Annotated in this window: 12 protein-coding genes and 1 pseudogene; 2 read left to right on the forward strand and 11 right to left on the reverse strand. The window is 39.6% G+C overall.

Annotation, left to right across the window (positions count from 1 at the left end):
* Window position 1 precedes the first annotated feature (1 nt).
* The 8 genes from ACYQ35_RS02395 to ACYQ35_RS02430 form a co-directional block, all read right to left on the reverse strand.
* Window positions 2-1279 carry an L-cysteine desulfidase family protein gene (locus ACYQ35_RS02395; protein WP_009757242.1) on the reverse strand — a complete coding sequence of 426 codons (1278 nt, stop codon included), beginning with the start codon at window positions 1277-1279 and terminating at the stop codon, window positions 2-4.
* 71 nt (window positions 1280-1350) lie between these two features.
* Window positions 1351-2505 (reverse strand): flagellin lysine-N-methylase, encoded by a 1155-nt coding sequence (gene fliB / locus ACYQ35_RS02400; RefSeq protein ID WP_009757243.1) that lies wholly within the window; start codon window positions 2503-2505, stop codon window positions 1351-1353.
* A gap of 10 nt (window positions 2506-2515) precedes the next feature.
* Window positions 2516-5242, reverse strand: a complete 2727-nt coding sequence (locus ACYQ35_RS02405; RefSeq protein WP_459829859.1) for an AAA family ATPase — start codon at window positions 5240-5242, stop codon at window positions 2516-2518.
* Window positions 5243-5245: 3 nt separating this feature from the next.
* Entirely contained in the window at window positions 5246-6376 is a 1131-nt protein-coding gene (locus ACYQ35_RS02410; protein ID WP_459829863.1) for an exonuclease SbcCD subunit D, read from the reverse strand.
* A gap of 14 nt (window positions 6377-6390) precedes the next feature.
* Window positions 6391-6918, reverse strand: a complete 528-nt coding sequence (locus ACYQ35_RS02415) for a hypothetical protein (protein WP_459829867.1) — start codon at window positions 6916-6918, stop codon at window positions 6391-6393.
* A gap of 23 nt (window positions 6919-6941) precedes the next feature.
* The gene (gene rsmH, locus ACYQ35_RS02420) at window positions 6942-7991 is read right to left on the reverse strand and encodes a 16S rRNA (cytosine(1402)-N(4))-methyltransferase RsmH (protein ID WP_459829870.1); all 1050 of its coding nucleotides are present in this window, start codon (window positions 7989-7991) and stop codon (window positions 6942-6944) included.
* Between the two features lie 24 nt (window positions 7992-8015).
* Window positions 8016-8426, reverse strand: coding sequence for a hypothetical protein (locus tag ACYQ35_RS02425; protein WP_009757248.1), 411 nt, complete (start codon window positions 8424-8426; stop codon window positions 8016-8018).
* A complete protein-coding gene (locus tag ACYQ35_RS02430; RefSeq protein WP_009757249.1) occupies window positions 8398-8688 on the reverse strand; it encodes a hypothetical protein in 291 nt (96 codons plus the stop codon). Before ACYQ35_RS02430 ends, ACYQ35_RS02425 begins: the two co-directional genes overlap by 29 nt.
* 237 nt (window positions 8689-8925) lie before the next feature.
* On the opposite strand from ACYQ35_RS02430, the gene ACYQ35_RS02435 reads away from it, so the two are divergent.
* Window positions 8926-9579 carry a DNA cytosine methyltransferase gene (locus tag ACYQ35_RS02435; RefSeq protein WP_459829874.1) on the forward strand — a complete coding sequence of 218 codons (654 nt, stop codon included), beginning with the start codon at window positions 8926-8928 and terminating at the stop codon, window positions 9577-9579.
* A gap of 108 nt (window positions 9580-9687) precedes the next feature.
* Window positions 9688-10101 (forward strand): DNA cytosine methyltransferase, encoded by a 414-nt coding sequence (locus tag ACYQ35_RS02440; protein WP_459829878.1) that lies wholly within the window; start codon window positions 9688-9690, stop codon window positions 10099-10101.
* A gap of 16 nt (window positions 10102-10117) precedes the next feature.
* Here the strand turns inward: ACYQ35_RS02440 and rbr are convergent, their stop codons facing one another.
* The 3 genes and pseudogenes from rbr to ACYQ35_RS02455 form a co-directional block, all read right to left on the reverse strand.
* On the reverse strand, window positions 10118-10660 hold the full coding sequence (gene rbr, locus ACYQ35_RS02445; protein ID WP_459829881.1) for a rubrerythrin: 543 nt from the start codon (window positions 10658-10660) through the stop codon (window positions 10118-10120).
* A gap of 201 nt (window positions 10661-10861) precedes the next feature.
* Entirely contained in the window at window positions 10862-11032 is a 171-nt protein-coding gene (locus ACYQ35_RS02450) for a hypothetical protein (protein ID WP_156831575.1), read from the reverse strand.
* Window positions 11033-11078: 46 nt separating this feature from the next.
* A pseudogene (locus tag ACYQ35_RS02455) lies at window positions 11079-11345 on the reverse strand (methylated DNA-protein cysteine methyltransferase); the annotation flags it as partial.

Genomic DNA, 11345 nt, shown 5'->3' on the forward strand with positions numbered 1-11345 from the left:
TTTACTCACCTACCATGATGCGGATAATTTCTTCGTTCGTCTCTTTCATACCTTCTTTACCAAGACGACCGATATTTTTAATTGTCGCTTCCACACCTTTTGTCACAATTCCGTCTCCTTCATAGAACTGCTGTCCGCACTTATACATATTATATCCCAATATGCCGGCATCTACGGCGGAAGCAATCTTTGCCGCACAGGAGGCTTTCGCTCCATCACAGACAATACCTGAAACGATTGCGAGTGCATTTACAACTGTATGTATAATCTCTTCATATGTTCCACCTAACAGATAAGCGATACCTGCCCCTGCTCCTGCTCCCGCGCTGATTGCTCCACAGTAGGCTGACAGACGCCCGATTCCTGTTTTCTGATGAATTGTGACAAGGTTAGACAACGCCAATGCACGGTATAATTTTTCGTCTGTCACCTTCAACTCTTTTGCATACTCAATAACGGGAAGTGAGGCAGTCATACCCTGATTTCCGCTTCCCGAATTAATGATTACGGGAAGTTCGCAACCGTTCATTCTCGCATCAGAACCCGCTGCCGCCGCCGCTTTTGCTCTTGTACGAATATCATCTCCGTATGTTTCTAAAAGAACGCTTCCGATATTTGCACCATAATCCCCGCGAAGCCCTTCCGCAGAAATTGCCGTATTATATTTAATCTGTCTGTCAAGCACTTCTTTAATTTCTTCTACGTCCACGCTGTCTGCAAAATCAACAATGTCTTTCACGTTTAACAAAGAACGGTCTGTCAGCCCTTCTTCCTTTTCTCCCTCTACAACCGTACTTTCCAATACTTCTCCGTCTTTTTCCACAAGTACAATATTTGTATGATAGTTTGCGATACGCACTTTTGCGTAAGAATCTCCATGATACACTGTGATTACAATGTCAAATGTAATGCCTGAATTAATATGTTCTACTGTGATTTCCGTATTTTCCATAAACTCACGCATCTTTTGGATTTCCTCTTTGGAAACTTCCGCAATAACCTCTAATTTCTTATCTGCCTTTCCCGCAATGATTCCCGCCGTCGCCGCTGCTGGAATTCCTTTTAAATGATCTGTATTTGGCACGATTACACTCTTCACGTTTTTGATAATACTTCCGCTCGCCTCAATTTTCACTTTATCCGGAAGAGCGCCCAGCACTTCTCTCGCCTTCGCAGCGCCGTAAGCCAATGCAATCGGTTCTGTACACCCCATGGCCGGAACTAACTCCTCCTTTAATATTTGAATATACACTCCGTACTTTCTATCTGTTTTCTCCATTTTGTAATTTGTCTCCTCTCCTCTTTTTCGTCCACATTGTAAAATATTATAACATATTCTAAAAAAGATTCCTATTGTATTTCATTTATCACTTTCAGTAAATTTTTCAGTTGAAAGCATTCTTTTTGTTTTACGGTTTCCTCAATACGATTCAGATTTATGTCCGAATGTTCCATTTCTCTCGAATACCTGTGAGCAATATCCACAAATGCAGAAAAAGTAAGAATACAATGATTCTGCTGCCAGACTGCCATCGCCAATTCTTCAATTAAAAGCGTGCTTGCGACTGCCATCTGCATTTTTGCATAAATCTCTCCGTCATAAACCGCGCCGCAAAAATAGGTAAATACAAAGTAGACCATCAACTGTTCTGTCCACACTTCTTTTTCTAAAACCTCTGTTGTGAAATGTCTTCTGTTTTCCTCATACATTTCCTCACTCTGGTTAAAAATAGTTTTCTTCAATTCTTTTAAATATGCCGGCCATGTTTTGTTCAACACCTCAAACTGCTCAAACCCCTTAAACATTTCCTGCATAAGTTTCTTTCTCTGACGGCTTCCGGAAATACTGTTGCCCAGTTTCTTTGCAAACCGCTCCGGTGCCGACTCATCTTCATACCTTCTCAGCACATCGTCCACCTGAAAAAGCTGCTGTTTTGCCACTTTTATCTCCATGTCATGCGCCAGTGCCAACACCATGGACAGACGAAGTTTTATCGGCAAGGTTCTATTCTGCAAAATCCGAAAAATCACTTCTCTCGTGTCTGACAATTTCCCGTACAGCAGGAAATCAAATGTTTCATCTTCCTTTTCCCGCACATCTTTTTCCAGCGAAACAAATTTCACGGACTCTTTGCAGCCCAAAATCAGCTTGCCGGCCTCCATGCAGGATAACGATAGAGAAATCTCTCTTTCTCCTTGAAATTCTTCTATGTGCCTCGGATACAGACGGCATGTTTTACAAAACATCTTTTCTCCGGCCTCCGTATAGATATCACACAGATTTTCTTCATTTAAGAAAGCGCATCTTCCGTCATACTGTAAAAAAGTTTCCTCTTCCCAGTCAATCGAATTTTGAAGACGATTCCCGAAAGGACCTTTTACCTCTCTATATTTTTTCAATGTTTTCTCATCAATTACTATTTTCCAGCCCGCACAGCATGTATCCTGACATTCTGATGCCGTACATTGAAATTTGCAATAATAATGTGGTACTGTATATCTCATTTTCCCTCGCTTATCCAATCACACGCACACTGCTTCCCTGTGATTTCTCTTTCTTTACAATAATCTGTTTGTCTATTCTCTCTTTTAATTCGGAAACGTGAGAAATAATCCCAACCAGCCTGTTTCCGTCTGCAAGGCGATACAGCGCCTTCATCGCCTGCTCCAGCGCCTCCTCGTCCAAAGAACCGAACCCCTCGTCAATGAACATCGTATCCAGTTGTATTCCCCCTGCCAAAGACTGTATTTCGTCCGAAAGTCCCAGTGCCAAAGACAATGATGCCTGAAAAGCCTCCCCTCCGGAAAGTGTCTTTACGTTTCTTACGGAACCATTATAATGGTCAATAACATCTAACTCCAACCCGGTCTGACTTCTCTGATCTTTTGTTTCCTCTCTTCGTTTTAATTCGTACTGCCCTCCGGACATGACCATAAAGCGTGTATTCGCTCTGGCAATAATACGATGAAAATACGAAATCTGAATATATGTTTCCAGCATAACCTTATCTTTCCTTGCAACGTTTCCGTTTGCTGTATCAGATAACGCCTTAACAAGCACCTGTTTTTTCTCTATTGTTTTCATGGCACCGTACTGTCTTTCAACTGCTTCTTTTATCTGTCCGTTAGATTTATACATGGAAACTAAATTTTCTCTGTCCGCAAGCAAAGTTGTCCTTTCTTTCTGTAATTCTCTCTGTTTTTTCATTAATTCCTCAAGAGAATTTTCATTTACTTTTTCCAACTGTTCTTTCAACGTACTTATTCTTGCACAGTCTTCTTTTATCTGCCCTGCTATCTTCTCTGTCTCCTGTCTTGCAGATTCATACGCCTGTTCCATGCTCTTTCGTGTTCTCTTTTTCAACTCAATATCGTCCAATATTTCTGCTTTGGAAGAAAACAAAAGACTTTCTTTTAATTTCATCATTTGTTTCTGTAAAGTATCGCATTCTGTGTGACATTTCACCTGCAAATGTTCCAATTCTTTCCCCTTCTGTTCTTCTTCCTTCTGCAACTTTTCTATTTGGGGCAGTTGTTGCTCATACCGGATTTTTTCCTCTGCCTTTTTTTCTAAGACAGACCATTTTTTTCTCATCTCTTCATCTGCTTTTGCCAGTTCTCCTATCCGGTTTTCCAGTTCCGTGTAAATGGACTCCACGCGTTTTCCAAAAATTTCGTCTGCTCTCTCCTCGATATTTCTTCGGGCAGTATCCAACTCCCCTTTCGCTTTTCCCGCCTCTACGCTGAGCATCGTCGCCTTTTCCATAAGTATTGTACTCTGCCGTTTCACCTCTCTCAATTCCTCTTCCGTACAGACTCTCCGTGTAATTTTTGCCGGATTTAAGTGGTGGATCGCTCCGCAGACAAGACACGGTTCCCCTTCTTTTAATTTTTGTGCAAGCAGTCCCGCCTGAGAATCCAGAAAATTTCTCTCCAGTTTTTCATATTCCTGCTGCTTTTTCTGACCTTTTAACATAGCGGTCTGATACTGCTGTTGTAGCTCAGTCAGCCCCTTTGAAATTCCTTTATACTCCACAAGCATTTTCTTCAAAAGACGAACCTTATTTTTGTTCTCCTCCAGCACTGCCCTCTCGTTTTCTAAACGTACCTTTTCGGTATCTGCAGATGCAAGTTTTTCCAATTGTTCTTTCATCAGGACAACATTCTGATTATATTTTTCTTCTCTCTCCTTCGACTGTGCCAGTTCATTTTTAACAGATTGTAAGCGTACTTGCATGGAATTGTACTCTGCTTTTACCTGATCTGCCTCATCGTATAGAGGTAATTTCTCTTCGCTTAAAATAATCTCCGCACGTAATTTTTCTCTTTCCGCTTCTCTCTTTGTTTCCTCAGACAATTTTTCTTTTGCCTGCGCCAGTCTTTCTTCCTGAAATTGCAGATTTTCTTCCAGTTTCTGAAGTTCTTTCCGATTTTTCTCTTCTGTTTCTGCCTTTCCAATCTGTCGGTTCAATTTTTCCAGTTCATTTTCCATATACGCCAATTCTTCAGTCAGCCTTGCAATCTCATTATTTTCTTCCTCAAGAAGAACCGACAAATTCCCTAAGCGGGCTTCTGCTGTTACCTGCTCTTCTTTTTCTCCCTGAATTCCTTCCATATACTGCTGTATACTTTTTGAAATATCCTGATATTCTTTATCCAAACTGTTTTTTTCTGCCTTAAGTCTGTCCTGTAAAATCTGATATTTCTTTGTATCGAAAATCTCTCGGAAAATTTTACTTCTCTCTTCCGTTTTTGCAAAAAGAAGTTTCAAAAAATCTCCCTGCGCAATCATGGCAATCTGGGTAAACTGATTTCTGTCAAGCCCTATCAGCTCAATAATCGCTTTTGTCACTTCCTTCGTCTTTGTCACAATTCTTCCGTCAGGGTAAGATAACATGGCGTCCGCTTTCTCCGTTGTCATGCCTCCGCCCTTTTTCGCAGGTCTTATATATTCCGGATTTCGTCTGATTTCATATTCTTCCTGCCGATATAGAAAGCGCATTTCCACAAATGTAGGTGTGCCCGGATTGGCATATTGACTTCTCAGCATATCTGCCCCTCTGTTATTTCCGCTGGCTTCACCATATAATGCAAATGTAATGGCATCGAATATCGTTGTTTTTCCCGCTCCCGTATCACCTGTAATTAAATATAGTCCCTTTTCTCCCAAAAGAGTGAAATCAATAACCGTTTCATCAGCATACGGTCCAAATGCAGATAGTTTCAGTTGCAACGGTTTCATTGTCTATTCCTCCCAGATTTTCTCAATCAGATTTTTTAAAAACACATTCTGCTCCTCAGACATTTCCTGATTATTTTGTAAAAGATAAAGTTCTCCAAATAATTCTGACGGCGTTTTTTTCTCTACCTGCTCAATTTCTCCCACACACTGCTTATTTCGTGTGCGTGTATTATCATAATCCATCTTCATAATATTGGGATAAATCACCCTAAGTCTGTTTATTGCGTCCAAAATATCTTCCTCATCGGTGAGAGTAATGTGAAGATAATCATCAGTGGCACTCCCCTGATAAAACTCCCTCGCCGTCACTTCCCCGTATGTTCCTTTTATCTCACGCATATCATGTTTTGGCGATAAAGATATTTCCCTAATGGCAACATTTCCCTTTTCTTTCATCTCCACGATAGTAACAGTTTTCTTCTGCCTGCTTTCAGAAAAAGAATATTTCAGCAAAGTTCCGCAATACCGCACTTCCTCCCTGCTGATACTCTGTCTGCCATGAATATGCCCCAAAGCCACATAATCAAACGGCGCAAAAACAGAAGCGTCTATATTATCTAAACCGCCTACAGACACTTCCTCCGAATCGCATCTTGCCGCCCCTGTCACAAACTGATGTGCCAAAATAATATTTCGCTTCTCATTATCAATTTCCATATGCTCAATTATCGTCTGAACTGCCTCCTGATAAGTCTCCACATTCTCTTTTGGCATAACCTGTTTTACATATGCCGGTTTAATGAACGGAAGTAAATACACATTCACCTCCCCATACTCATCATACATCGCAATTGCCTTTGGAATTTCCCGAAAAACGGGAGAAACATACACTCCCGTATTCTTTAGAAGATTCCCTCCAAAAGCAAGACGTTCCGGTGAATCGTGATTTCCACTGATAATAAATATAGAAACTTTCTGTTCTGCAAGACCATTTAAAAACTCATCAAAAACCTGCACGGCTTCCGCTGACGGAACAGGTTTATCGTAAATATCCCCCGCCAACAGAACACCGTCCGGTCTTTCTTTCTGTACAAGTTCAATAACCTGCCGCAAAATATATTTCTGATCTTCTATCATCGAAAATTCATTAACTCTTTTCCCGATATGCAGATCCGATAAATGAATAAACTTCATATTCTCCTCCCAGATTATTTCCACGTTACCCTTATTTTACAATCCTCACTCAACTCACAGGATTCCGGTGATAATAGAATTCCCGACTTTTTCAAACAGGCGGATACCTTTTCAAAAATATCATATAAAAGATTGTTCCATTTCATCGTTTCTTTATAAGCCTTATAATACTCTTTATTTTTCAGTCTCTCCAACGGCAGAAATGTCTTGGAAACATCTCCCGTATAAATCTTTCCACGCCCTAAAAATTCAAATTCATTGCAATTTTTATGTTCTTTTCCATCTTCAAGATAAGTCGGTATACTTTCCAGTTTCTTCTCATTCTCCTGAATAATCCTGAACAACTGATACACCTGTTCTTTTGTGAGTTTAAACATCTCAAGTATATTGATTTCCTCAAATAATTTATATGTACAGTATCTTAAGTTTCCATTTCCATATATTTCTATGGAAAATCCACCTTCATCTCCTTCTACTCCATAACTTGGACTTATGTGGTAAGCAAATATTTTATGTTCTTTTCTTAACTCTTCAAACTCCATATAAACCTCTTACTATACACTTTTTAGGCCTTAATCGCCCATCTCATTTTTGTTGATTTTGCACGGCTGTTATAGTTACATTCCTCCGCAGACGGACGTATAACATCGTTTGCAATGTCACTGTAAACACCCGCTCTTTTTAATTCTTTAAAAGCTCTCTTTACAATTCTGTCCTCTCCCGAATGGAATGTCAGAATCGCAATTCTTCCTCCTTCTTTCAGCACATTCGGAAGTTTCTCCATAAACTCATACAACACTTCAAACTCACTGTTCACATCAATGCGCAGAGCCTGAAATGTTCTCTGACATGACTTTTTTACCGCCTCTTTTCTTTCTTTTTCCGGTATAAACTTCAATGCTTCCTCAATTATCTGCTGCAATTTTGTCGTTGTATCTATCGCTTCTCCTCTTCTCAGTTTTGCAAAAATCTTCTCTGCAATCTCATGTGCATAAGGCTCGTCCGCATTTTCCACAAACATGCCTTCCAGTTCTTCCATTGTAACTTCTTTCAATCTCTCTGCCGCTGACACGCCCTTTTTCTGATTTAAGCGCAAATCTAACGGACCTTCTTTCTTATAAGTAAATCCCCGTTCAGGATTATCAATCTGCATGGAAGACACTCCTAAATCTGCCAGCACGAAATCAAACTTGCCGGCCTCCTTACACACTTTATCAATGTCCCTGAAATTTATATTTTTGATTGTCAAAATTTCTTCACCGTATCCGAGTTTCTGCAAACGTTCTTTCGTTTTCGCCGATTCTACCGTATCTACGTCCAACGCATACAAATGTCCCTCGCCTTTCAGACATTTGAGCATCTCCAATGTATGACCTCCATATCCAAGTGTCGCATCTAACCCTCTCTGCCCCGGCTGAATCTGTAAAAAATCTAAAATTTCTTTCACACAGATGGAAATGTGCATTCCTACCGGAGTGCTTCCTTTGCGGATTACTTTCTCTATCGTCTCCGGATATTTCTCCGGCTGCAATTCTTTATATCTCTCTTTGTAGTTTCTTGGGTGTGTCCCTTTGTATCTCACACGCCTTTTATGCTGTTTTTCCTGATTCTCCATTCTCTGCCCCTTATCTTATCTTTTCTATTCTTTCAACTTGTTCTCATCTGTGAAAAATATATAAAAATATTTTTCTTCTTTCCTGTATAAAATTCCGTACTTATCGCAAAGTTTCTTTACTTCCTCCTCACAGGAATCACGCTCTTCTTCGGTATCAAACTTTCGGCTGACCGCCGTTGGTTTTATGCCTTCTCCCACCATTTCGCAAAGACAGTCCATTACTCCTAACTGATACGAATACAAATCAATCTTGCGCGCCTGCCGTTCCTCCACTTCTTCGTACTCTTCTTTGTCAAGTGACAGCGGTACTCCCGATGCACTTCTCACATTTACACCACCGTACCATGTGCCGTCCACCGTAAAAATATCTCCAATCTGATATTCCATAGAATACTCGTCATTTTTCTTAATTATCCGAATCTTCTTCCCGTTCATCGTTTTTCCTTTCTTCCGAAATAGCATTCAGCCACTCTACCGCCTGCCAAATTCCTTCCGTGTTAAATTCAAAATATCGTATTGTTTTTTCTTCTTTCGGAGTTGTCTGCCAGCAATAAGGAGTAAACCAGTATGCAACTGCCAGTTTTACTTCTCCGTCCGTTTCCTCTTTATATAATCGGTAACGCATTTTCTCGTCACTTCCGCAAAATGCTTCTTTTTTTAACAGTTGTATACTAATCATGCCCTTTAACTCTATCATGATGTCACTTCCTTACCCATATCATTTGAATTTGTGTTATAGTAACAACTATGATGAATTATACTATAGGTTTGAAGTTTGTACAACGGGCGGATTGTGATAGAATAAAATTCTTCTCACTTAAAATGTGGATTTTTTAATCTTTTTCTGATATACTTTATAAACTTTGATTATACAGAAATCTGACGACATATCTGAAAATTTATTTATATAAACAATAACTACAAGGAGAAAAAAATGTTAAAACCATTTAAATTTATCGACCTGTTCGCAGGAATAGGCGGTTTTCATCAGGCAATGCATAACCTCGGCGGGGAATGTGTATTTGCATCGGAAATAGATAAGTACGCAATTGAAACATATAAAACCAATTACGGTGTAGATGCAGGAATTAATATTCGAGATGTCCATGAGGAAGATATCCCTGAGCATGACGTCCTCTGTGCCGGATTTCCATGTCAGGCATTTTCAAAAGCAGGCTACCAAAAGGGATTTGAGGACGAAACAAGAGGTACTTTATTTTTTGAAATCGTACGAATACTGAAATACCATCGGACTCCTTATATTATTTTAGAGAATGTCAGAAATTTGACTTCACACGACCACGGAAATACATGGCGGGTTATCAAATCCGCTCTTCATGAATTGGGATATATTATTACTGAAGAACCGATTATTATCAGCCCCCACCAGTTAGGCGTTCCTCAATTTAGAGAACGTGTCGTTATTTTGGGTATCCACAGTTCACTGGGAATACAAAACCTGAATATTGAGTTACCGGACAAAAGTAAAGATGATATAAACTTTTTGACTTCGGGAATTCTCGAGACTACAGATGTCGATGAGAAATATTATATCTCTTCGCATGAAGAAAAAGTATTGACCTGTTAGGACGAGTTTATCAAAGGCATTAAAGAAAAAGTAATCGGATTTCCAATCTGGTTCGATGAATTCGGCAAAACTTATGACTATACCGATTTGGGATATGCTGATTGGAAGGTGAAATTTATCCAAAAAAACCGCCAGTTATATGAAAACAATAAAGAGTTCATCGATTCATGGCGGGAGAAATGGAATAATTTAGAAGATTTTACAATGACCGAGAAAAAATTTGAATGGCAATGCGGAAAAGACTGCTCTTCCGTCTGGGAAGCACTTATACAATTCAGACCTTCCGGCGTACGGGTTAAAAGACCGAGCGTCTTCCCTGCGTTAGTGGCAATGGTACAGATTCCGGTTATCGGTTCTGTCAGAAGAAGACTTACACCAAGAGAAGCGGCAAGACTTCAGAGTTTTCCTGATACTTTTATTTGTAATCCGAATGACCGTCAGGCATATAAACAGTTTGGAAACGCTGTCAATGTACGGGTGATTCAGTATATGGGAGAGCAACTCTTTCATTGCAAAAAATAAGCCATACCACCATTTTTTAGTAATTTTCTGCTCTTACTTCAAAGTAACTCTGCGGGTGTGCACATACAGGGCAAATCTGTGGTGCGGAAGTTCCTATCACGATATGCCCGCAATTTCTGCACTCCCATACCTTAACCTCACTCTTTTCAAATACTTTTGCTGTTTCTACGTTTTTTAATAACGCTCTGTATCTTTCCTCATGGTGTTTCTCAATCTCAGCTACCAATCGGAATTTTGCAGCAAGTTCCGGAAAACCTTCTTTTTCCGCTGTTTCTGCAAACCCTGCATACATATCTGTCCACTCGTAATTTTCTCCTTCAGCGGCTGACGCAAGGTTATGAGTTGTATTACCAATTCCGTTCAGTTCTTTAAACCACATTTTTGCATGTTCTTTTTCATTATCTGCCGTTTTCTGAAATAATGCGGCAATCTGTTCATATCCCTCTTTCTTGGCAACAGAAGCAAAAAATGTATATTTATTTCTGGCCTCTGATTCTCCTGAAAATGCAGTCCTTAAATTTTTTTCAGTTTCTGTTCCGGTATATTTATTTTTCTCCATAAAATAACCTCCTCACTTTCCAAATTATTTTTACGGGTATGGCTTATCTTAAATACATTCTAACATCTTTTTTTCCGGATAATACACCTTTTTGAAAATATTTCTATCTTAAAAAGAGGAAAGCATATCATAATTTCCTGTATTCTTTCGTTATCCTCATTCGTTGTTGCTTCGTGAATGAAGATTTATTCTTTGATTAACTCAATCCACCTTGTCTTTGAGTTCTGCCTGCTCAATCATACCTTTTAGTATCATGGTTGGTTTTTTCCTGTCTAATGCCTGTACCATTTTTATCACTACCGTGTACTGATAATTGCCTATGTGAAATCGGTACTTTTTGTTAGATAACGGGGCTTGATAATCGTTCGCCACAGGCTGGTTCACTCCGCCTGTGTAAGAGACATAAACTAGGATTCACCTACTTCAAATCAAATAGGGAATTTTCATAGTCCTTTACATAGTACCGTATATTTTTACAGCCTTTTTGAATAACGGTGTGTCCCTCTTCTTCTAAACGTTGATAACTCGCCCACGCCACAATAGAAACGAAAATTCCTGCTGTAATCGGTTCTGTAAAATCTGCGCCACTCAATTTTGCAAAGTATTCTCGTATATTCCCAACGGTAATCACTTTCATATTTTTCAATGCTTTTCTGATCTGTAATGATGGTGTTAGAATATAAAT

Source organism: Faecalimonas hominis, assembly GCF_054660755.1.

What these genes read in the sequence shown, in the direction of transcription:
- ACYQ35_RS02395 (WP_009757242.1), bottom strand. Translation starts at nt 1,279, where the DNA reads ATGGAGAAAACAGATAGAAAGTACGGAGTGTATATTCAAATATTAAAG.
- fliB (WP_009757243.1), bottom strand. Translation starts at nt 2,505, where the DNA reads ATGAGATATACAGTACCACATTATTATTGCAAATTTCAATGTACGGCA.
- ACYQ35_RS02405 (WP_459829859.1), bottom strand. Translation starts at nt 5,242, where the DNA reads ATGAAACCGTTGCAACTGAAACTATCTGCATTTGGACCGTATGCTGAT.
- ACYQ35_RS02410 (WP_459829863.1), bottom strand. Translation starts at nt 6,376, where the DNA reads ATGAAGTTTATTCATTTATCGGATCTGCATATCGGGAAAAGAGTTAAT.
- ACYQ35_RS02415 (WP_459829867.1), bottom strand. Translation starts at nt 6,918, where the DNA reads ATGGAGTTTGAAGAGTTAAGAAAAGAACATAAAATATTTGCTTACCAC.
- rsmH (WP_459829870.1), bottom strand. Translation starts at nt 7,991, where the DNA reads ATGGAGAATCAGGAAAAACAGCATAAAAGGCGTGTGAGATACAAAGGG.
- ACYQ35_RS02425 (WP_009757248.1), bottom strand. Translation starts at nt 8,426, where the DNA reads ATGAACGGGAAGAAGATTCGGATAATTAAGAAAAATGACGAGTATTCT.
- ACYQ35_RS02430 (WP_009757249.1), bottom strand. Translation starts at nt 8,688, where the DNA reads ATGATAGAGTTAAAGGGCATGATTAGTATACAACTGTTAAAAAAAGAA.
- ACYQ35_RS02435 (WP_459829874.1), top strand. Translation starts at nt 8,926, where the DNA reads ATGTTAAAACCATTTAAATTTATCGACCTGTTCGCAGGAATAGGCGGT.
- rbr (WP_459829881.1), bottom strand. Translation starts at nt 10,660, where the DNA reads ATGGAGAAAAATAAATATACCGGAACAGAAACTGAAAAAAATTTAAGG.